Genomic DNA, 22,093 nt, shown 5'->3' with positions numbered 1-22,093 from the left:
GCGGTGCGGCGATCCGACAAGCTCCGCTCCCACAGGATCGAGTCGCACCGCGAACTATCGGTTAGCCCCGGACACTGTGGGAGCGGAGCTTGCCCGCGAAGCTTTTAGCGGCCTCAAGGACGCCATCGCCGGCAAGCCGGCTCCTACAGGGACCGTGTCACACCGCAAATCCTCGGTCAGCCCCCGACACTGTGGGAGCGGAGCTTGCCCGCGAAGCTTTTAGCGGCTTCAAGAACGCCATCGCCCGCAAGCCGGGGCCTACAGGGCCGAGTCACACCGCAAACCCTCGGTCAGCCCCCGACACTGTGGGAGCGGAGCTTGCCCGCGAAGCTTTTAGCACCCTCAAGAACGCCATCGTCGGCAAGCCAGCTCTACAGGGCCGAGTCACACCGCAAACTCCCAGCCAGCCCCGCACACGGTGGGAGCGGAGCTTACCCGCGAAGCATCACTCAACGCCCATAGATGAAGAGCATCAACACCTTGAGCAATATATTGCTCAACGATGCTTTGTTCCGCATCATATACACCTGCCTCCTTCTATATACCCCGGATGACACCACCCCATGACCCAGCCGTCCCGCAGCCTGGCCTCGACACTCTTTCCCGTCGGCCTGCTGCTTATCGCAATGGCCTCGATTCAATCCGGCGCCTCCCTGGCCAAGAGCATGTTCCCGATTGTCGGCGCCCAAGGCACCACCACCCTGCGCCTGATGTTTGCCAGCATCATCATGGTCCTGGTCCTGCGCCCCTGGCGGGCCAAGTTCACCGCCAAGTCCCTGCGCACCGTCATCATCTATGGCATCGCCTTGGGCGGCATGAACTTCCTCTTTTATATGTCCTTGAGAAGCGTGCCCCTGGGCATCGCCGTCGCCCTGGAATTCACCGGCCCCCTGGCGGTGGCGATCTACGCCTCGCGCCGGGCCATCGACTTTCTCTGGATCACCCTCGCCGTCAGCGGACTCCTGCTGCTCATCCCCACCGGCGCGACCAGTGCCAGCCTTGACCTGCCCGGCGCCAGCTATGCATTGGGGGCCGGCGTCTGCTGGGCGCTGTATATCCTCTATGGCCAGAAAGCCGGCAACGACAACGGCATTCAGACCGCCGCCCTCGGCGTGGTGATTGCCGCCCTGTTCATCGCCCCGATCGGTATCGTCCACGCCGGCGCCGCGCTGCTCACCCCGGCATTGATCCCGACCGCCATCGGCGTCGCCATCCTGTCCACCGCCCTACCCTACAGCCTCGAAATGGTCGCACTGACGCGTATGCCCGCGCGTACCTTCGGCACCTTGATGAGCATCGAACCCTCTTTTGGCGCACTGTCCGGACTGCTGTTCCTCCACGAGTACCTGTCCGCAGCCCAGTGGCTCGCCATCGCCTGCATTATCTGCGCCTCCGTCGGTGCCACGCTGACTCTGCGCAAGGACTCCGCACCGCCCGTTGCAGTCGATTGAAACAGAGTGTGAGTCAGCTCTGGTATTTGCCGCTCAAATAGGACATGTTTACACCTAACTCAATGCCAGCCTTGGAAATTTTGGACAGGGGCCTCAAGGAAGAATCAGGCGGCACGAAAAAGCCAAACCGGACGAATTGATCCGGGGCAGAGATAGGGATGGTAATGAACCGCTTCTTGATAGTCCTGGCAGTACTTGCCGTCGCCGGCTGCACCGCAACCTCGAAACCGATGAAATACGGTAAACGTGGCCTGCATATCAACTGTTCCGGGCTGACATCTTCCTGGGAAAAGTGCTACGCCAAAGCCGCCAACTCCTGCAGTGATAATGGCTATAGGGTGCTTGCCAAATCCGGCGACGCCGTGGAAGACCCAGGTGATTACCCGTTCGGTCTCAACCCGGCCGGCTATACCAGCCGCAGCATGATCATCATCTGCAACAAGCCGTCCGCGCTGAGCCCTAAACCGCCCCTGCCAGTTGCCGATTGATTTCGTCATGGCTCGATCGCAACACCTGGTACTGCATGTCCGGACTCACCAGCATTCGCGCCATCACGAGCGCACCCACGCACTGGGATAGAATCGACCAGGCCTGGCTTTCGTTGCCCAGCGCCTGTGCCCAACGCTGTTGCAAACGGTAAATCCAGTCCTCGGCCTGCTGGCGCACCGCCAGATCCCCCCGCGCGATTTCCGCCCCCAGCGCGGGCAAGGCACGGCCGCTCTCCGGCTGCTCGACATGGGCCATGCTCAGGTAGCGTTTCAGGCAACGCTTGAGTTGCGTCCGGTCGGGCTCACCCTCCCCCCCAGCCGCACCAGACTCTGACTGAGTTCCCGCTCGACAATTGAGCTGAACAGTTCGTCCTTGGACGAGAAGTGACCATAGAACGCCCCACCACCGAGGCCGATGGCTTTCATCAGGCCGTCCACGCCGACGCCCGCAAAACCTTCCCGTTTCGCCGACAGCGCGCTGCTTTTTTTATCCGCAGCAATTTCCCGGAAAAATACGCCCTCAAGGATCAAGACGGCATTCTCGACCGCGCCCATATCGCCGAGAATTATTGGTACCTGCACAGCCAGCCCCGCGACGCCTGGACCTTCGAGCTCGATCTGCGGCCCTGGAATGAACGCTGGTGAGCCCCCCTCACGACAATAACAACAAGGAGCTGTATCCATGAAAAAAGCCTTCGATTTCTATTTTGACCTGGGCAGCCCGGCCTCCTACCTGGCGTACACCCAGTTGCCCGGCCTCTGTGAGCAAACCGACAGCCAGCTGGTTTATCAGCCGATGCTCCTGGGCGGCGTGTTCAAGGCCACGGGTAATACCTCTCCGGCCGAGATACCGGTCAAGGGGCTTTATATGATCCAGGATCTGACGCGCTATGCCCGCCGCTACGGCGTCGCCTTCCGCTACAACCCGCACTTTCCGATCAATACCCTGATGCTGATGCGCGCGACCACCAGCGTGTAGCTGCGCCACCCGGAACGTTTTGTCGAATTCGTCGATACCCTCTATCGCGCCCTCTGGGTCGACGACTGAATGGCCTAGATCTCGACCACCAGTCGACCTTGCGCCGCGCCACTGGCCAGCAAGCTATAAGCCTCCTCGGCGGTTTCCAGGGTAAACCGCCGGGGATCGAGCACAGGCTTCAATTGACCGGCTTCGATCAACCGGGCGGCCTGCGCCAGTATCTGCCCGTGATGCTCGCGCCCGCGACCGGTCAGCAATGGCAGCAAGGTAAACACCCCGGAATAAGTGGCTCCGCGAAAGGACAGCGGTGCCAGACTGTGCTGCCCCCAACCGAGGCAGCTCACGACATGCCCGTAATAGATCCGCGCCGCCTGGAACGACCGGTCCAGGGTTTCGCCACCCACCGTGTCATAGACAATATCGAAGCCCTCGCCAGCAGTATGCTGCGCGACATATTCCTCCACGCCCATCTGCCGATAGTCGATAAAGGTCGCGCCAAAACTCTCGATCTCAGCCTGTTGCGAGGTTGAGCCGGTGGCGAAGACCTTGGCGCCGAACGCCTTGGCAACCTGCACGGCCACATGCCCGACACCCCCTGCTCCTCCCTGGATCAACACCGACTGACCGGCGCCGACCCGGGCACGATCGACCAGACCCTCCCAGGCGGTAATCAGCACCAACGGCAATGCCGCGGCCTCGCGCATGCTCAGGTTGGCCGGTTTGCGCGCCAGCAGTCGGGCATCGACCACGGCAAACTCGGCCAGCGAGCCCTGGGCACCACCGATCCCGGTGGCCAACCCGTACACCTCGTCACCCACCGCCCAGTCGCTGACATCCTCGCCCAGGGCTTCGACAACCCCGGCCAGGTCCATGCCCAGGATCGCCGGCAACGGTTGACGGGCATGGGCGGCCTGACCTGCGCGGATCTTGGCATCCAACGGGTTGATGCCACTGGCCTTGATGCGGACCAGCACCTGACCCGCCGCGGGCGCGGGACGGTCGATGGAAACCAGGCGCAGCGGCGCATTGGCGGCGTCGACCAGCAGAGCGTTCATTTCAAGCGAGTGGGACATGTCGGCAATCTCGAGCAGTGGAAGTGAGACCGATCATGCGCCCCGTCACTCATACCGATAAGACACATTATTGCTATAGTGATCATGCCCTTTTGGCATGAGTGAGGCGTCCCGTGGATAAACTCAATGCAATGGCCATTTTTGTCCGGGTCGTCGAACGCGGCAGTTTTTCCGCCGTGGCCCGGGAACGGCAGACCAGCCAGCCGACCATCAGCAAAATCCTCAAGGCCCTGGAGAGCGAACTGGGTGGCAAGCTGATCGCGCGCAGTACACGCCAGTTGTCACTGACCGATGAAGGCCAACGCTACTACGCTCAGTGCCGGCAGATCCTCGCCGCCGTGGACAACGCCGAACACAGCTTTCAGTCAGGCCGGGAACAGGTCGCCGGCAGTTTGCGTATCGGCTCATCGGTGAGTTTCGGTCGTTTGCAGATCGCCAGCCGACTGCCGGACTTTCTTGCGCGCTATCCGCAGCTGGACATCGACCTGCAGCTCAACGACCAGAACCAGGACCTGGTCGAGGAAGGCCTGGATGTCAGCCTGCGCATCGGCGAGTTGAGCGACAGCAGCCTGATTGCCCGGCGCATCGGCGATACCCGACGGATCACAGTCGCCAGCGCCGCGTACCTGGCGCATCGGGGCGAACCGCAAAGCCCAGGACAGTTGGCCGGGCACAACTGCCTGCAATTCAATCTGCTGAGCAGCCAGAACCTCTGGCACTACGAAAAGGACGGACAGCGCTACAGCGTGAGGATCAAGGGCAATGCCCAGAGCAATAATTCGGAGGCAATTCGGGAAATGGTCCTGGGCGGGCTCGGTATTGCGCTGTCGCCGGTGTGGCTGTTCGCCGAGGATCTGAAGGCAGGTCGGGTCACGGCGATTTTACCGGGTTATCAGACCCAGTCGCTGCCGATTCATGCGGTGTTTCCGGCCAATCGCCGGCAGTCAGCCAGGGTGAAGGCGTTTGTCGACTATATGAGCGATGCCCTGCTGGAGCTTTGAATACGCCACAACCGAAACCCCATGGGAGGGAGGTTTGCCCGCGAAGCTTTTAGCGGCCTCAAGGGCCTCTTCGCGGCGGTCCGGCGCTCCGGTAAATGCTCCCACAATCTGTGGGAGCGGAGCTTGCCCGCGAAGCTTTTGGCAGCCTCAAAGGCCTCTTCGCGGATACATCCCACACAGTATTTCGGTATCTACGATCAGATCGCAACCGTACGGGTGTTCAACCACTCCAGCGCCGCACCATCGAGCAACGGGCTCAAACGCTCGCGCACCTGAGCGTGATAAGCGTTGAACCAGTCACGCTCGTCCTGCGTCAGTAACGCCGGCTCCAGGCAACGGGTATCGATCGGGCACAGGGTCAGGGTTTCAAACTTGAGAAACTCGCCGAACTCGCTCTTGCCCGCCTCACGGCTCAGCACCAGATTTTCGATACGCACACCCCAACGGCCCGGACGGTAGGTCCCGGGTTCGATGGAGGTGATCATCCCCGGCTGCATGGCGGTCTGCGGCGCCGGTACAGCCTGGTAGGCGATCACCTGCGGACCTTCGTGCACGTTGAGAAAGTAACCGACGCCATGGCCGGTGCCATGCCCGTAATCCACGCTTTCAGCCCAGATCGGTGCCCGGGCGATAGCATCCAGCAGCGGCGAAAGAATGCCCCGGGGAAACTGCGCCCGAGACAGGGCGATCACGCCCTTGAGCACCCGAGTGCAATCGCGCTTCTGCTCGACCGTCGGCATACCCACCGGGACCATCCGAGTAATGTCCGTGGTCCCGCCCAGGTATTGCCCGCCAGAGTCGATCAGCAGCAGGCCGTCACCCTCGATCAAGGCATGCTCCGCCTCGGTGGCATGATAGTGCGGCATCGCCCCATTGGCGTTGAACGCGGCAATGGTATTGAAACTCAGCGACACATAGCCCGGACGCCGCGCGCGCGCTGCGCTCAGGTGCTCGTCAATGGTCAACTCGGTGACCCGCTCATGGCCCAGCGCGGTTTCCAGCCAGGCAAAAAATTCGCACAACGCCGCCCCGTCCTGCTCCATGGCCTGACGGATGTGCACCGCGTCATCGAGACTCTTGCGGGATTTGGCCAGGGTCGTCGGATTGAGTCCCTCGACCAGCGTGACTTCCCGAGCCAGATGATCCAGCAAACCGACCGTCACCCGCGCCGGGTCGACCAGCAACCCCGCACACGGCGGAATGCTGGCCAGCGCCGCACCGATTTCGCTGTAGTCACGCAAGCTCACGCCATCGACCTTGAGCACCTGCGCAAGCTCTGCACTCACCTTGCTCAAGGACACGAACAGCGTGGCCTGTTCCTGGCTGATCAGGGCAAAGGAGACGAATACCGGGTTGAACGACACATCGGCCCCGCGCAGGTTGAACAACCAGGCAATATCATCCAGCGTGGCGATGAAATGCCAGTCGGCGCCACGGGTTTTCAACTCCCGACGCAACTGGGCAAGCTTATCGCCACGACTGACCGTCGCTTGCGGCGGCAGATGCGGGTAGATCGGCTGGTTCGGCAGCGCCTCGCGGCCTTCCCAGACCTGCTCGAGCAGGTCAATATCAGTGCGCAGCCGCGCGCCACGGGCCTGTAACTTGTCACCCAGGCTGCGCGCCGACGCCAGCGCCATGACCGCGCCATCCACCGCGACCACGCCCCCTGGCGGTGCCTGTTCAGCCAGCCAATCCAGCGGGCCCGGTTGCCCCGGCAACAATTTCATCAGTTCAATACCGCTGCCGGCCAGTTCCTTGGTTGCCTGCTCCCAGTAGCGGCTGTCTGCCCAGACGCCGGCGAAATCCGGCGTCACGATCAAGGTGCCGACCGAGCCATGGAAGCCTGAAAGCCACTGCCGGCCCTGCCAGTAGGCGGGCAGGTATTCCGACAGGTGCGGATCGGCAGACGGCACCAGCAAGGCCTGCACACCTTCACGGCGCATCAGTTCGCGGGTGCGTGCCAGCCGCTCGGGTACGGTTCCTTGACTCGGGGTCTGCGTGCTCATTGTGTCTCCTGCTAACCACTTAGTTATTCAATTGTTATCCGGCACTCTCACGGCTGGGCAATCGCCCAGAACGGCGCGGGTGCACTCAGGCTTGCCTTGATCGCCGCCGCGGCACGGTCGATGTCCTGCTCAGAGGTAAAACGCCCCAGGCTCAGGCGAATGGTCCGGCCGGCCAAGCGCACATCGTGCCCCAGTGCCAGCAGCACATGGGACGGCGCCTGGCTCGCGGAGTTGCAGGCCGACGTCGCCGAGTAGGCCAGGGACCGCGCCAACGCCGCACCGTCGAACTCGCCTTCGGCAAAGGTCAGACTCAGGGTATGGGGGATGCGTTCAGTCGGGCTGCCGTTCAAGCGCAGGCCCGGGACATCCGCCAATTGCTCGAGCAAGCGCTGGCGCAGATGACGGATGCTGGCGATTTCTTCTTCCAGGTGCTCGGTGGCCAGGGCGAAGGCACTGCCCATGCCGGCGATCTGGTGGGTGGCCAGGGTGCCGGAGCGCAGACCGCCTTCATGGCCGCCGCCGTGGATCTGCGCGTGCAGCTTCTGCTGCGCGCGCGGCCCCACATACAAGGCACCGATACCCTTGGGCCCGTAGACCTTGTGGGCGGAAAACGACATCAGGTCCACCGGCAAGGCGGCCAGGTCGATCGCCACCTTGCCCGCGCCCTGGGCCGCGTCCACATGGAACAGCGCACCGTGCTCACGCACCCGCTGGCCGATGGCCGCGATGTCACTCAGGGTACCCAGCTCATTGTTGACCAGCATCAGCGAGACCAGGAAGGTGTCCTCGCGCAGGACCTCACTGACCATCGCCGTGGTGATCAAGCCTTCGGCATTCGGCACCAGGTAGGTGACGGCGACCCCGGCTTCCTGGAGTTGTCGGGCGGTATCGAGCACCGCCTTGTGTTCGATCTGGCTGGTGACCACATGCCCGCCACTGACACCACGGGCCTGGGCGACCCCCTTGAGTGCCAGGTTGTTCGACTCGGTGGCCCCGGAGGTCCAGACGATCTGCTCGGGGCTCGCCCCCACCAGGCTCGCCACCTGTTGCCGGGCCTGCTCGACCGTCTGCCGGGCGCGCTGGCCGAAGGCATGGGAACTGGACGCCGGGTTGCCGAAATTACCGGAAAAGCCGAGGCACTCGACCATCACCCGGATCACCCGCTCATCCACCGGTGTGGTGGCGGCATAGTCGAAATACAGAGGAAGTTCATTCATGGCAAAAAGACTCATAAAGCGTGTCCCGCGGATCGATCTCTTGCTGATCACCCACCCTGTGGTTGGACGAACAGCTATACCCGATGGAAAACGATTAAAGAAAGATAACTTTCAGTAAAAGTGCGTAGGAACGCTCCTGAAATCCAGCTTACAGGCCCGGGGAAGGTGTTGCGAGCGTCAATCGTGCCGGAGCAGACGGCCCGTTTCAACGGGGGGACAGGAAACACACAGGGGCGGGTCAACGCAGCAGTTGCCGCGCACTCTCATGCAACAGCGGATACAACGAAATCACCAACAGCAGCGCCATAGCGATATTGAACAGCCGCAGCCAGCGCGGCTCACGCAGCACGTTGCGCAACAGACTGCCGCAGGCCGCCCAGAGACTGACGCTGGGCGCGTTGATCAGGGCGAACACCGCCGCGATCACCCATACATTGCTGAAATAGCCCTGCAATGGCGTGTAGGTGCTGATCGCGCCGATCGCCATCACCCAGGCCTTGGGATTGACCCACTGAAATGCCGCGGCGCTCCAGAACCCGAACGGGCGACCCGGCCCCTGCTCCGACTCGCTGACCGGTCCGGAACCGGCGATCTTCCAGGCGAGGTACAGCAGATAGGCGCCACCGATATAACGCAGTACCGAGTAGAGCACGGGATAAGCCTCGAATACCGCCCCAAGACCGAGGCCCACCGCCAGTACCAAGACAAAAAAGCCGCAGGAAATACCCAGGATATGGGGAATGGAGCGGTTGAAACCAAAGTTCACGCCGGACGCCAGCAACATCGTGTTGTTGGGGCCGGGGGTCACTGAAGTCACCAGGGCGAAAAGGGCAAAGCCCAGCAGCAGGTCCAGCGAAAGAGTCATGAACAGCGTCCAGCCACAAGGTCGGTCAGGGACTCAGCCTATCCCACGGACTTGGCGGAACTCACGCACAGTTGGTAAAAACTTGGACCGATACAGTTTTACCTTTCAGCTCTGAGGACTGTGTCTGTTACTGCCACGGTCGGCGCTGATCTCACCCTGATCATCAAAGCCCTGGACCTTGCGTGACGGCCCCATCAGTTGCGCTTTCTTCTGCTGGTATTCATCGAACGACAGCCCGCGACGGTTCAAGGCTTCCAGCGCCAACTCCCTGCTCTCTTCAGCACTGTAGGGCCGCAGTTCGGGAGACGAAGGACTGGCACAGCCGGCCAGCAGCGAAAAACCGAGAAGCAGTAAGAGCATGGATGAATGTTTCATGGCGCGACTCCCGGGAACCTGGCGTGAGGCAATGGACACAGGCTACCCGGCGCGCCGGCAGGGCAAAAATCACCCAGCTCGATAGTCGCTATCGATCGCCTCGGTCATTCCGGGTTCGGGGCGTCGATCTAGCCCACCAGGGCACACTGCAAGGCGTCGTCCGGACTGCGCTCGATACTGCGCAGCACCTGGAATGAATCGAAGCTCACCGCCTTGGCGTGGTGGGCGCGGATCAGTGCCCAGAAATCCTCTTCGCCGCTTTCGAAACGGGCGAATGCCGCTTCACCATCCTGCCTGGAGCGCCATTGCAACGCATTGAGCACGCGCCGACCGTCGTCGCTGGCCTGCACCGTGCCGCTGATAAAACCACCCTCGACCCGGGCCAGCCGCTCGGTCTGCCGGGACAAGGCAGACACCAGCGCCTCCAGTTGGACAGGCTCGATCTCGAACTGGATCAATTGGGTAAAACTGCGATTTTGTTCTGTCGACGGCATGAAAAGGCTCCCCAGGAAGTCGGACAGGATCTTGTGATCCGAGGCCATGCAGGGTAAAACCTCCAGTTAACTCAAGGTCAAGAGATTTCTCGCCATGGCAATGCAAAAGCCCCTGCCCACGGACAAGGCCCTCACGGTCGGCCAACTGGCGGCCCGCAGCGGCGTGGCGGTGACCGCCCTGCACTTCTATGAATCCAAGGGGTTGATCCAGAGTTATCGCAACGCCGGTAACCAGCGGCGTTATCCGCGCGAGGTGCTCAGGCGGGTAGCCTTGATCAAGGTTGCCCAGCGCCTGGGCATTGCCCTGGCGGAAATCCACCAGGCCTTGCAGGCACTGCCCGAAGGCCGAGCGCCGACGGCGGCGGACTGGAAACAGTTGTCGCAACAGTGGAGAAGCGGACTGGACGAACGCATCGCCCAGTTGACCCGGCTGCGGGACAAACTCGATGGTTGTATCGGTTGTGGCTGCCTGTCGATGGAGAACTGCCCGCTGCGCAACTATGGCGATATGTTGGGTGCCCATGGGACGGGGGCGCGGCTGCTGGAGCCGCGGTGAATATGGCAACAGACTTATAAGGATAGACCTGTTGAAGTGCATCTCTGTGGGAGCCGCTCCCGGTTTTGCGTACGACGAAAAACCTGTGGGAGCGGAGCTTGCCCGCGAAGACGTCAGCCCAGACACCACAACCCCAACAGCCCGATAAGGTCGCGGCAACATTCGGTAATGAGTAAGATGGTGACCTTTGAGCGCGGTCCTGCCGCGCCACTTGCCGATATTAAGCCGACCCCATGCCTTTCGATCTCAGCGTAGACCTGACTACCCTCGCCATTCTTACCATTGTTGCCTTTATCGCCGGATTTATCGACGCCATCGCCGGCGGCGGCGGTCTGCTCACCACCCCAGCCCTGCTCACCGCAGGGCTGCCACCGCACCTGGTGCTGGGCACCAACAAACTCAGTTCGACCTTCGGCTCGGCCACTGCCGGTTTCACCTTCTATCGGCGCAAGTTGTTTCAACCGGGGCAATGGAAACTGGCAATCCTTGGCACCTTCGTTGGCGCACTGATCGGTGCCGTGACCGCACACTTCATGCCAGCCGAATGGCTGAACAAGATGCTTCCGGTGATCGTCTTCGCCTGCGGCCTGTATCTGCTGTTCGGCGGCACACCCAAGGCACCGCTGGACAGCAACGCGCCGATCAAAAAGAAATGGCAGCTGCCCCAGGGTCTTGGCTTGGGTTTCTACGACGGCGTGGCCGGTCCCGGCACTGGTGCCTTCTGGACCGTCAGCAGCCTGCTGCTCTACCCCATCGACCTGGTCAAGGCCAGCGGCGTGGCGCGCAGCCTGAACTTCGTCAGCAATGCCGCCGCGCTGTCGGTGTTCGTGTTTTCCGGCCAGGTGGACTGGGTAATCGGCCTGTGCATGGGGGTGTCGGTGATGGTCGGCGCGTTCTTCGGCGCGCGCACCGCCATCAGTGGCGGGGCGAAGTTCATTCGCCCGGTGTTTATCACCGTGGTCCTCGGCCTGACCGTGCGCCTGGCCTGGCAACACTGGTTCAGCGTGGCCTGACAACCTGTGGGAGCCGACTTGCCGGCGATGGCGTCCGTATGGACAGCGCCAGGCTCCAGGGCCTCATCGCCGGCAAGCCGGCTCCCACAAAACCTAGGCCGGCAGCAGCGGTTCCGCGTAGCCCAGGCGTCTGGCCAGGTACAGGTCGATCAGGTAGCGGGCGATCGAGCGCGAAGCCGGCAACGGCGGCATATCGTGGATACTGAACCATTGCGCATCCTCGATCTCGTCAGCCTGCGGGACGATCTCGCCGCCGGCATACTCGGCGTGGAAACCGAGCATCATCGAGTGCGGGAACGGCCAGCACTGGCTGCCTATGTACTGGATATTCCTGACCTCGACCTGCACTTCCTCGCGGACCTCCCGGATCAGGCACTCTTCGGCCGACTCACCCGGCTCGGCGAAACCGGCCAGGGTGCTGTAGACCCCGGGCACGAAACGCGGCGAACGGGCCAGCAACACCTCGTCACCCCGGGTCACCAGCACGATCATGCTCGGGGAGATCCGCGGGTAGCTGCGCAGGTCACAGGACTGGCAGAACATCGCCCGCTCCAGATGCACCTGGGTCATGGCCTGGCCACAGCTGCCGCAGAAACGGTGCTCGCGCGCCCAGGTAGCGATCTGCGCGGCATAACCGAGCATGCGGTAGATCGTGTGATCGCCCTCAAGCATGAACGCCCGCAGGCCCTGCCAGCGACCGCCCGGTAGCTCGAAGCCGGACTTCAGCTCGAGCAGGTAGACCGGCTCGCCGTCCAGGTGCCCGATGCCGTGCTCGGCCAACAGCGATAGGTCCTGGCGCTTGATCCACTCACGGGGAAACAGAACCCCGTTGTCGTCCAGCAGAAAACCGGCGGGGCTATGCACCACGGCCCAGCCACCGGCCTGCTCGATATCCAGTACAGCGGTTGTCCAGCGTTGAGTCATCGGGGAGTCCTTGGCAGGCTTCAATCAGGGAATTCGGCTTTCTGCTTGCTCATGTGCGCGGCGATGGCGACGCGTAAGTCAGTAGATTGCAACATGGCGGCGTTCCAGGTGGCAACGTATTCCAGCCCGTCATCGATCCGATGGTCGCGCATGTAGCTGATCATCGCCTTGGTCCCGGTGACGGCAATCGGCGACTTGCCGGCAATTTCCCGGGCGATCGCCATGACCCCGTCGAGTAACGCCGCATGATCGGGGTAGACGCGATTGACCAGGCCAATACGGGTCGCTTCGTCGGCGCCGAACTGCCGACCGGTATACGCCAGCTCCCGCAGCATGCCGTCGCCGATGATACGAGGCAAACGTTGCAAAGTGCCGACATCGGCGGCCATGCCGATATCCACCTCCTTGATGGAAAACTGCACGTCCTCGGCGCAGTAGCGCATGTCGCAGGCGGCGATCAGGTCGATGGCACCGCCCAGGCAGTAGCCCTGGATCGCCGCCAGGACCGGCTTGCGGCAGTTGTCGAGCGCATTGAAGGAGGCTTGCAGTTCGAGGATCTTGCGCCGCAGCAGGCGGGCGTTGCGGCCGACATCCTTGCCCAGTTCGTTGGCTACCGAAGCGAGCAGCATCAGGTCGATCCCGGAGGAGAAGTGTTTGCCGGCGCCGCTGATGACCACCACGCGCACGGCGTCGGTGTCCTCGATCCATTGGAAGATCTCGACGATTTCGCTCCAGAAGGCCGCGTTCATCGCATTGATCTTTTCCGGGCGGTTGATCCGGACATGGGCGATGTTGTCTACCAGTTCGACGTGGAAGGCTTGGTATTCGGACATGACGGGCATCCTTGGCAGGGCGAAAAGAGATTCACCACTATAGCAAGGGCCCGTCTCGGGCTATAGGAAGCGGATGTGCCAAAAGCCGGACGATGCACCGCAAGACCACGGTGGATGGCCGCCTGCGGCGGTTCGCGGGCAAGCACCGCTCCCACAATGTCCGAGTCGACCCACTCATGGGCACAACTCCCACAATGTCCGAGTCGACCCTGCTCATGGGCACAACTCCCACAATGTCCGAGTCGACCCCACTCATGGGCACAACTCCCACAATGTCCGAGTCGACCCCACTCATGGGCACAACTCCCACAATGTCCGAGTCGCCCCCACTCATGGGCACAACTCCCACAATGTCCGAGTCGACCCCACTCATGGGCACAACTCCCACAATATCCGAGTCGACCCCACTCATGGGCACAACCAATGACCCTGTGGGAGCGGTGCTTGCCCGCGAACCGCCATGGGCGGCCATCCACAGCAGATTTATCGCCGGGCCAGGATCAACTGCTCGATGGCCTGCGCCGCGCCGTCCTCGCTGTTGCTGCCGGTGACCACGTCGGCCTGGCGCTTGACCACCTCCTCCGCCTGGCCCATCGCAATCGCCAGCCCGGCCCGATGGAACATCGCCGGGTCGTTGCCGCCGTCGCCGATGGCCGCCGTCTGCGCCAGCGGCACGCCGAGGTATTTCGCCAGGGTCAGCAATGCCTCGCCCTTGTTCGCCTGCATCGCGGTGATATCCAGGTAGGAACGCTGCGAACGGCTGGCCAACGCCTGGTCCGCCACCAGCGGCTGCAACACCGCCTCCAGGTCGATCAGCAATTGCCCATCGCCACTGGCGCCGACAATCTTGTCGATGCGCTCGAGGTACGGCGTGAAATCTTCCACCACCGTCGGCGCATAACCCAGCGCCTGCTGTTCCCGAGGGACCATGGTCCCGTGGGGGTCGCGCAGCAGCCAATGGTTGTCGGCAAACACCCAGACCTCAACCGCCTCATGCCGCGACAACAGCTCCAGGGTGATGAGCGCCGCCTCACGCGGGATGTAGTGGGTCACCAGGTAACTGCCATCAGGGTTGACCAAGGTGCCGCCGTTGAACGCGGCAGTGGGAATATCCACCCCCAGCGCCTCGATCTGCTGACGCATGGCCCGCGGCGGACGCCCGGTGGCGAGGCTGAAAAACACCCCCGCCGCGCGCAACGCCCGCACAGCCTCGACCGTGCGCGGACTGAGACGGTGATCGGGACACAACAAGGTGCCGTCCATATCGCTGAGCAGCAAACGAATCGGATACTGCGCCACACTCTTCATCCGAGGCTACGCCAGACACGGCCATCACGGGCCAGCAGTTCGTCGCCGGCGGCGGGGCCATTTTCCCCGGCCTTGTAGCCCTGCACCTGATCGTCCTCGCCCCAGGCGTCGAGGAACGGCTGCACCGCCCGCCAGCCATTCTCAATGTTGTCGGCGCGCTGGAACAACGTCTGGTCGCCGGTCAGGCAATCGTAGATCAGGGTTTCATAGCCGGTGGACGGCTGCATCTCGAAAAAGTCCTTGTAGGCAAAGCCCAGCTCGACATTGGTCATTTCCAGTGCCGGCCCCGGACGCTTGGCCAGCAGGTCGAACCACATGCCTTCGTTGGGCTGGATCTGGATCTTCAGGTAGGTCGGCTGCAGACGCTCGACCTCGGTGTCGCGGAACTGCGCATAGGGCGCCGGCTTGAAACAGATGGCGATTTCCGTGTTGCGCACGTTCATGCGCTTGCCGGTGCGCAGATAGAACGGCACGCCGACCCAGCGCCAGTTGTCGATCATGACCTTGAGCGCGACATAGGTTTCGGTGTTGCTGTCGGGCGCCACGTTGCTTTCTTCACGATAACCGGGCACGGCCTTGCCACCCAGTTCGCCGGCCTGGTACTGGCCGCGCACCGAATTGGCCCGGGCCTCCTCGACCGTCCAGGGACGGATCGCGCCGACCACCTTGGCCTTTTCACCGCGCACCGCATCGGCACCGAACGCCGCCGGCGGCTCCATCGCCACCATCGCCAACAACTGGAACAGGTGATTGGGCACCATGTCCCGCAGGGCGCCGGTGTGTTCGTAGAAACTGCCACGGGTCTCGACGCCGACGGTCTCGGCAGCAGTGATCTGCACATGGTCGATGTAATGGTTGTTCCAGAACGCCTCGAACAGACCGCTGGAGAAACGGCTGACCAGGATGTTCTGCACGGTTTCCTTGCCCAGGTAATGGTCGATGCGATAGATCTGCTTCTCGCTCATCACCTTGAGCAGACGAGCATTCAAGGCTTCGGCGGTGACCAGGTCGGAACCGAAGGGTTTTTCGATCACCACCCGACGAAACACCCCGTCGCTTTCCTCCAGCAACCCGGCCGCGCCCAAGCGCCGCGCCACTTCGCTGAAGAAGCGCGGTGCGGTGGCCAGGTAGAACATCGCGTTACCCGTGCCACTGGCGACGATTTTCTCGTCCAGGGCGACATAGGTCGCGTCGTCGAGGAAATCGCCCTGCACGTAACTGATGTGTTTGGCCAGGCGCTTCCAGAGTCCGGCGTCCAGCGCCGCCTCCGCGCTTTCCCCGGTCTTGGCCGCGACTTCGGCGCGACTGAAGTCCTCGAGCATCTTGGCGAAGTCGGCATCGCTCATGGCGTTGTGATCGACCCCGACGATGCGCAAGCCATCGCCCAGCAGGCCGTCGCGGGTCAGGTTGTAGAGCGCCGGCATCAGCAGGCGCTTGACCAGATCCCCATGGGCACCGAACAGAAACAGCGTGGTCGGCGGCGCGGGCTCGACCTTGCGCTTGGTACGGGAGGCAGTCATTTTTTCGGCGTCTCCACATGGCCGCCAAAGCCGAAGCGCATCGCCGACAGCAACTTGTCGCCATAGGTGCTTTGCTGGCGGGAACGGAAGCGGGCAAACAGCGAGTTGGACAGCACCGGTACCGGCACCGCCTGCTCCATGGCCGCCTCGATGGTCCAGCGCCCTTCGCCACTGTCGGCCACCGCACCGCTGTAGCCGTCGAGTTTCGGATCGCTGGCCAGGGCGTCGGCGGTCAGGTCCAGCAGCCAGGACGAGACCACGCTGCCGCGCCGCCAGACTTCGGCGATATCCGCCAGGTTCAGGTCGAAACGCTGGTCCTCGGGCAGGCTCGGCGAATTCTTGGTCTTGAGGATATCGAAGCCTTCGGCGAAGGCTTGCATCATGCCGTACTCGATACCGTTGTGGATCATCTTGACGAAGTGCCCGGCGCCCGGTGGCCCGGCATGGATATAACCACGCTCGGCACGATCATCGGCGCTGACCCGGTCGCGGGTCCGGGCAATCGTGCCGATCCCCGGGGCCAGGCTGGCGAACAGCGGGTCGAGGCGTTCGACCACCTGGGCGTCACCGCCGATCATCATGCAGTAACCGCGCTCCAGGCCCCAGACTCCGCCGGACGTGCCGACATCGATATAGTCGATGCCCTTTTGCGCCAGCTCCTGGCCGCGACGGATATCGTCCTTGTAGAAGGTGTTGCCGCCGTCGATGATCACATCGCCGGCGTCCAGCAGTTTGCTCAGCTGGGCAATGGTGTCCTCGGTCGGCGCACCGGCCGGCAGCATCACCCAGACCGCGCGCGGTTTATCCAGGCCGGCCACCAGCGCCGCCAGATCGACGACGCCACTGGCGCCCTCGTTGCCCAGGGCGGTGACGAAGTCGGGATTGCGGTCATACACCACTGTCTGATGGCCATCAAGCATCAGGCGCCGCGCGATATTGCCGCCCATGCGGCCCAGTCCGATGATTCCCAGTTGCATGCAGGGTACTCCCGATATCGATGAAAAAGCTCTGTCACACCTTAGCCCAGCGGCAGGCGGATGTCTGTCTCGATATCCGCCGAGACGATGATTGCAGACGCCCATCGACAGGGTTTCAAGCCGTCGTATCCACTTCGCCAGTACTGAAAAACAGCGCCTGGGCCACGCGCCTGTCGAGAATCTGACCACGGTGGATATCCAGCGTCAGCTGCGCCCGAGCACCCTGCCCGGCTTCGATCCTCGTCGCCGCCCGTTGCCGGGCCGCGGCCTGGGCCTTGCTGCCCAGGCGCCGTTGCGCCAGGGTCTTCAGGTGCGCGCTGACAAACCCGCTGTCCGCGGTGGTGGCCGCCGGGTAATGGAAGTGCGCGTACCACAATGGACGACCATCCTTGTGGCTGATCACATACTCTTGCTGGAAACCACCCTGGTCTTCCGCCTGTCGCCCGCCGGCCCGGTGAATATCCACCTGGTCCTGCTCTTTCAGGTACTGCAGACGCGCCAGCTGCGGCACATTGCGCTTGATCGCAGCGATACGCGCATTGCGCCCCTCGGCGATCAGTCGGGTGGCTTCGTGGCGAAGGGTATCCTTGAGCGTTCGAGCGGTCTTCACCGGCGCTGATGCCCCGCCGCCATCACTGAGTGCCTGTTGGATATCGTCCGCCAGGGCATTCAGTTTCTGCGCCTTCAGCGCCAGGATACCTTGTAGATCGCGGGGGTCCTTGGAGGTTCCGGTCAATGCCATGACCTGGCGAATCAACGCGTCGACGCCCTCGCGCTCGGCCTGCCCCTGGGTCACCAACCTGGACAATCCGACCTTGCGCTGGCTCGTCGGGGCCGGCGCCGGCTCGACCTTCACTTCCTCCCAGAACGTGTCCCGGGCATCCTCCTTGTTCTCCTTGAAGGCCGACACCAATCCGCCATTGGGATCGGTGATCTCGACGATTTCGTCCTCCTGCTCGGGCGTACGCTCGCGCACCCGGCCGACAAAAACCTCGCGGTTGCGGGTCCGGATAAACTTCTTCCGTGAGCCGCCAGCTGCCGGACCAGGCTTGGGAGCAGGTTCGCTCGCCACCGGTGCGGCCTCCCCCCATAGCTCGAAAAGGCTGTTCAGCGCCCCTTCCCGCAACTGCGCCAGCAACCCTGACAGGCGCGTGGCGTATTCGAGCAGGCGCTGTTGCGGCATCAGGCCCTGCAAGTAACTCAGCAGGTCGCGGGTCTCGTCATAGCGACTGATGGCCGTCAGCAAGGCATCGATCCGGTCCTGGCGCGGGTCCTCGGCACTCAGGCGATTGATCGTATTGGTCACATAGCGGGTTTGCTCGGCACTGTGCTTGATGGCGGCGAAGATCTGATCGTCCAGTTGCAAGGTGATCTGCAACGGCAGTTCGTCCAGGGTCAAGGCCAGCAAGGTCGGCAGCTGTACCGCCTGCCAGTCCAGCGGCGTGAATGCCTGCACCACCGCTTGTTGCAATGCATCGGCTTGCGCCGCCCCTCCTTCGGCAATCCCGCGCAACTCATCGAGCGCGGCATATTCCTTGGTGCTCCAGAGGATCTGTTTGTCGGTGAGATCGACATTGTGCTTCAGGTTGGCGACGACCTGGACATAGCGCTCATCGGTGTTTGCAGTGATCATCTCGCCAATCTGGCTGGCACTCAGGCTGCCTTCGCGCCCCACCGCCAGGGACACATTCAACAGTGTCCGGCAATTGCGCACGCTGTCGGCCAAGGCCGCCATCAGCGTCTGTGGCTTCGGCACCACCTGGCGGTTGTCATTGAACTCTTTGATGAGTCGGATCTTTTCTTCGAGGACAACCTGCAAGTCCTCCAGCTTGCCCAGGTATTCGGCGCGTTTGTCACTGCGCTGGCGGTCGTTGAAATTCTTCGCGGTCTTGCCCACGCTCATGATCTCAAGACGCTTGCTCAGCGTTTCGGCCTCGTTGAACAGGCTGCCGACACGCGCCGAGATCTGCGTCACTTGTCCGTGCAATGCACTGGCCCGGTCGCGCAGCTTGCGCTGCAGGCGCGCCTGCACGGTTTCACGACCGCTGCCACCGCGCAGGCGCAAACGCAGATCCAGGCGCCAGCCTCCCTGCTCGTCCTGTTCCACGAAGGGCCCCGCGGAGCCGGAGCGATCGACAATCCGCGGACCGTCCGCACACCACGCCACCGGATAGAGGGCGTCCTCGATCAGCGCGTGCCAGCCCTTGTCCGCAGGCCCGGCGAGATACACCAGGCCTTTTTTCGGCCCGCTCGGCGACAGCGTACCGAGGCTGTCGAGTCGCTCCGGTGGTGTCTCGAACGTCCTGACCCTGAACTTGCGCAAGGCCTGCATGGACGCCGCCGACAGGCTGTAGCGCGGACTCGACCAGGAACGGTCGAACGGCGGCCAAATGTCATCGGCGGCCTGGGGTGTGCTGATGCGCTCAAGCGGGGCAAGCGTCTCGACCGCCAAGGGCTGCGATTGCAGCAACACCGGCAGTACCTCGGAAGACTTCGGCAGGACTTCGCGTGCGCCGGCCATCACCTCATGCAACAGCAACGCTGCCAGGTTGCTCAACAGATCGGCCCAGGCCTGGGCCCGAGCCTCTTCGTCGCGGCCCTGCAATGCCGGCAGCTCCTGACGCACGCCACGGTACAACTGAATCAACCAGCCGGCCTGGGTCAACGGACCGCTGGCAAACATCAGCCAGGCACTGAACAACTGCCAGCCGCAGTCCTTCAAGCGTGCCCAGCGTTTTTCCGCGTTCGACAGCAACTGGGTATCGGCCTGCTGGACGACGGCGTCGATACAGGCATGAAAGAGCTGATCGAGGTAATCCCCGTTGATATCCTCGCTGCCGAGGGTCGCCGGTGCCGGTAACGACGGCAACGGCGCGGTTTCATCGCCGGGCAACACGGCGCCGAGATGGGGATGCTGGAAACCGCCATTGGCATAGACCGCTTTCCTCGGGGCGGCGAGCCAGGCCAGCACGCTGTCCTGCAAGGCCCCCGCCTGCCCGATCGCTTCCAGCAGCGCCTGGCGGCTGCCGTACTCGCTCAAGGGCGGGTCGAACAGCGGTCGATAAAGTACGTGAGGGCCTTGGACAAGGTCCTGCGACTCGATCAGGAACATCCCCTTCACCTTGTCCAGGCTCGACGCCGGGCTGGCCTGCAACGCCAAGGCCCGGAGGACCACCGGCCGACCGTCAACCTGGCGTTCATGGGCATCGAACGCCAACACCGCGCAAACCAGGTGATACCCCGCCTCGCTGAGGCCCTGCTCGGCGCGGAGCTTGAGCTCCAGGGCCACCAGGGGCAGTTGGGCGCGTAGTTGCCGGGTAAAGCGTTGCTGGCGAAACGGCGCGGAACGCTTGTCGTCCACCAGGCGCTCGCGCAGGTAGGCCGGATAACGCGCGCCGATATCCACCGAGGTGACCAGCTCCAGCAGATAGTCGACGCTCATCCAGTCCGGTATCGGCGTATCACCGTGGAGCCGGACCTGCATCTGCCTTGCGCCGAAACGGAAGTCGTCAAGGTTTTCCAGGGCCAGTTCGGGCAGCGTCAGCTGGACCGCTTCGTACTCCCCCAGCACGTCCGGCAACAGCGGCTTGCGGCGGTATTTTTCGACGCTGAGCCGAATGTCCTGCATCTGGATATCCGGCATCTGTGGATGCCGCCGGACCATCTCGGCCCTCAGCGCCGCTCGGCAGAAGCGCGAGAGGGGGAACACGTCGTCGAACAGGTCGTGGGAGGACAACTTGCCCTGTGCCGCCAGCAATGCCGACAACCCCGCGGCATAGGCACGCCGATCCGGGTCCGCGGCGTTCAGCAACCACAGTGGCGCCGCTTCGCGCACCTGCCGTTGCAGGGCGCTGAGCGGCGCGGGCATGGGCGCGGCGAACCACTGTCGTGGATCGACGATGCGCTCGACCCGTGCCGCCCAGGACCCCGCCGCTTCATCAGCGACGCCGCGCGGCAAACGGTCCAGGGCGCGCAACTGGTTTTCCAGCAAGGCCCCGGCCAGGTTGTCGAAGACATTCACCTGCGAGGCGATCAGGTCCAGGGCTCCCGGATCGGGCAGGTCGCCGCGCAACAGCGTCCAGAGCTCATCGAGATCCTGCAAGCGGTGCACATCATGGCCCGGCCTGAGCAACAGGTAGGCATGCGTCCGCGGCGACAGTTGCCGCGCGAACAGCACCGCCACCGGCGTGCTGCCCACTGGCGCCTGCTTGCCCTTGGCGTACAGCAGGTAGGGAACCAGGGCCTGCATTCCCAGCAGACTGTCGCATGTCGCCTTGTCGGCAGTGACCAGTGCCTTGGGCAGCACCTGGCTGGCCTGGAACGCCAGGCTATTGGGCGAAGTCCCCGCACCGTACATCGAGACGAACAGCAGGTTGGACAGCGCCGCGCAGCGCGAAGGCGTGCGCGGCGAGTGCCGGTCCCAGCCCGGCACCCAGGCCTCGGAACCCGGGACCTTGCCGGCCCAGTCGGGTACCGCCTCGCTCCAGAACGCCACCAGCTGCGCCTTGAATACCTCGAGCAAGGCATCGCCCCAGTCGTTGATTGCCGTTCCCAGCCGCCGCAGATTCGCGGGAGAGATGGCGACATTGAGCGACGTCCCGGCGGCCCGGCACACCAGCACCGAAGCCGGATCGGCGTAAGCGGGATCCAGCCCCTCGTTGAAGCGGCGCAGCAACAGCTCGGCCAAACGGGTGTAGCGATAGGTCGATCCTGGCTCCCGCTCGCCCAGCCAGAGATCAGTGCCCCTGACCGCCTGCCCCGTGCTCTTGAGCGCCGGAGCGTGCTGGTCCAGCGCGGCCTGGACCAACGACTGCGCCACCGACAACGGGGTCGGTCGAGCGGCGAACAGGGCCTGGACGGTGTTTCGGTAATGCTGCAGTGAAGTCTCCAACGCAGTCAGTTGAGGGGGCATGGGGCGCAATCCTTGGCAAGGGGAAAGCCATCAGCTAACACCAACACCTCCTGCCCCTGGCGGTATCGGGATACGACCGCAAGGCCTCAAGACATCGGGAA

Annotated in this window: 17 protein-coding genes and 3 pseudogenes; 7 read left to right on the top strand and 13 right to left on the bottom strand. The window is 63.1% G+C overall.

The annotated features are described in order from the left end of the window. Positions 1-563: 563 nt before the first annotated feature. Both rhtA and M5B99_RS18265 read left to right on the top strand, forming a co-directional pair. A complete protein-coding gene (gene rhtA, locus M5B99_RS18270; RefSeq protein ID WP_248805349.1) occupies positions 564-1,451 on the top strand; it encodes a threonine/homoserine exporter RhtA in 888 nt (295 codons plus the stop codon). Between the two features lie 164 nt (positions 1,452-1,615). Then, positions 1,616-1,939, top strand: a complete 324-nt coding sequence (locus tag M5B99_RS18265) for a hypothetical protein (RefSeq protein ID WP_248805348.1) — start codon at positions 1,616-1,618, stop codon at positions 1,937-1,939. Here the strand turns inward: M5B99_RS18265 and M5B99_RS18260 are convergent. After that, positions 1,911-2,470, bottom strand: a pseudogene (locus M5B99_RS18260) (TetR/AcrR family transcriptional regulator). The gene M5B99_RS18265 and the pseudogene M5B99_RS18260 sit on opposite strands and share 29 nt — an antisense overlap. Between M5B99_RS18260 and M5B99_RS18255 the strand changes: the two are divergent. Further along, a pseudogene (locus tag M5B99_RS18255) lies at positions 2,426-2,584 on the top strand (glucose 1-dehydrogenase); the annotation flags it as partial. The pseudogenes M5B99_RS18260 and M5B99_RS18255 overlap by 45 nt on opposite strands. 37 nt (positions 2,585-2,621) lie before the next feature. Beyond that, a pseudogene (locus tag M5B99_RS18250) lies at positions 2,622-2,981 on the top strand (DsbA family protein); the annotation flags it as partial. Between the two features lie 11 nt (positions 2,982-2,992). On the opposite strand, the gene M5B99_RS18245 reads toward M5B99_RS18250, so the two are convergent. Beyond that, positions 2,993-3,991 (bottom strand): zinc-dependent alcohol dehydrogenase family protein, encoded by a 999-nt coding sequence (locus M5B99_RS18245; protein WP_248805347.1) that lies wholly within the window; start codon positions 3,989-3,991, stop codon positions 2,993-2,995. Positions 3,992-4,104: 113 nt separating this feature from the next. Between M5B99_RS18245 and M5B99_RS18240 the strand changes: the two genes are divergently transcribed. Next, positions 4,105-4,992: a LysR family transcriptional regulator gene (locus tag M5B99_RS18240; RefSeq protein WP_248805346.1), complete on the top strand. Its 888-nt coding sequence runs from the start codon at positions 4,105-4,107 to the stop codon at positions 4,990-4,992. Positions 4,993-5,189: 197 nt separating this feature from the next. Here the strand turns inward: M5B99_RS18240 and M5B99_RS18235 are convergent, their stop codons facing one another. The 5 genes from M5B99_RS18235 to M5B99_RS18215 form a co-directional block, all read right to left on the bottom strand. Further along, positions 5,190-6,998, bottom strand: coding sequence for an aminopeptidase P family protein (locus tag M5B99_RS18235; RefSeq protein WP_248805345.1), 1,809 nt, complete (start codon positions 6,996-6,998; stop codon positions 5,190-5,192). A 47-nt stretch (positions 6,999-7,045) separates the two neighbouring features. Continuing rightward, positions 7,046-8,215, bottom strand: coding sequence for an aminotransferase class V-fold PLP-dependent enzyme (locus M5B99_RS18230; protein WP_248805344.1), 1,170 nt, complete (start codon positions 8,213-8,215; stop codon positions 7,046-7,048). Between the two features lie 238 nt (positions 8,216-8,453). Next, positions 8,454-9,080 (bottom strand): LysE family translocator, encoded by a 627-nt coding sequence (locus tag M5B99_RS18225; protein WP_248805343.1) that lies wholly within the window; start codon positions 9,078-9,080, stop codon positions 8,454-8,456. Between the two features lie 105 nt (positions 9,081-9,185). Further along, on the bottom strand, positions 9,186-9,455 hold the full coding sequence (locus tag M5B99_RS18220) for a hypothetical protein (RefSeq protein ID WP_248805342.1): 270 nt from the start codon (positions 9,453-9,455) through the stop codon (positions 9,186-9,188). Positions 9,456-9,583: 128 nt separating this feature from the next. Further along, a complete protein-coding gene (locus M5B99_RS18215; protein ID WP_248805341.1) occupies positions 9,584-9,949 on the bottom strand; it encodes an antibiotic biosynthesis monooxygenase in 366 nt (121 codons plus the stop codon). A gap of 94 nt (positions 9,950-10,043) precedes the next feature. Here M5B99_RS18215 and soxR point away from each other — a divergent pair, with 94 nt between their 5' ends. Next, positions 10,044-10,505, top strand: coding sequence for a redox-sensitive transcriptional activator SoxR (gene soxR / locus M5B99_RS18210; RefSeq protein WP_318654576.1), 462 nt, complete (start codon positions 10,044-10,046; stop codon positions 10,503-10,505). Positions 10,506-10,738: 233 nt separating this feature from the next. After that, positions 10,739-11,518 (top strand): TSUP family transporter, encoded by a 780-nt coding sequence (locus M5B99_RS18205; protein ID WP_248805340.1) that lies wholly within the window; start codon positions 10,739-10,741, stop codon positions 11,516-11,518. A gap of 93 nt (positions 11,519-11,611) precedes the next feature. Here M5B99_RS18205 and nudC read toward each other — a convergent pair whose 3' ends face one another. From nudC to M5B99_RS18175, 6 genes are all read right to left on the bottom strand, one after another. Further along, positions 11,612-12,442, bottom strand: a complete 831-nt coding sequence (gene nudC, locus M5B99_RS18200) for an NAD(+) diphosphatase (RefSeq protein WP_248805339.1) — start codon at positions 12,440-12,442, stop codon at positions 11,612-11,614. A 20-nt stretch (positions 12,443-12,462) separates the two neighbouring features. Next, complete coding sequence (locus tag M5B99_RS18195) at positions 12,463-13,275, bottom strand: crotonase/enoyl-CoA hydratase family protein (protein WP_248805338.1); 813 nt, start codon at positions 13,273-13,275, stop codon at positions 12,463-12,465. A gap of 483 nt (positions 13,276-13,758) precedes the next feature. After that, complete coding sequence (locus M5B99_RS18190) at positions 13,759-14,583, bottom strand: HAD family hydrolase (protein WP_248805337.1); 825 nt, start codon at positions 14,581-14,583, stop codon at positions 13,759-13,761. Next, positions 14,580-16,103 carry a glucose-6-phosphate dehydrogenase gene (zwf, locus tag M5B99_RS18185; protein ID WP_248805336.1) on the bottom strand — a complete coding sequence of 508 codons (1,524 nt, stop codon included), beginning with the start codon at positions 16,101-16,103 and terminating at the stop codon, positions 14,580-14,582. The genes M5B99_RS18190 and zwf overlap by 4 nt, the downstream gene beginning before the upstream one ends. Then, the gene (gene gnd, locus M5B99_RS18180; protein WP_248805335.1) at positions 16,100-17,080 is read right to left on the bottom strand and encodes a phosphogluconate dehydrogenase (NAD(+)-dependent, decarboxylating); all 981 of its coding nucleotides are present in this window, start codon (positions 17,078-17,080) and stop codon (positions 16,100-16,102) included. The genes zwf and gnd overlap by 4 nt, the downstream gene beginning before the upstream one ends. 115 nt (positions 17,081-17,195) lie before the next feature. Beyond that, positions 17,196-21,992, bottom strand: coding sequence for a hypothetical protein (locus M5B99_RS18175; protein ID WP_248805334.1), 4,797 nt, complete (start codon positions 21,990-21,992; stop codon positions 17,196-17,198). Positions 21,993-22,093 lie beyond the last annotated feature (101 nt).

The sequence above is a fragment of the Pseudomonas sp. MWU13-2100 genome, from assembly GCF_023242365.1.
Lineage (GTDB): Bacteria > Pseudomonadota > Gammaproteobacteria > Pseudomonadales > Pseudomonadaceae > Aquipseudomonas.
The sequence above is the reverse complement of the archived record's forward strand: the minus strand, read 5'-3'. Positions and strand labels throughout refer to the sequence as shown.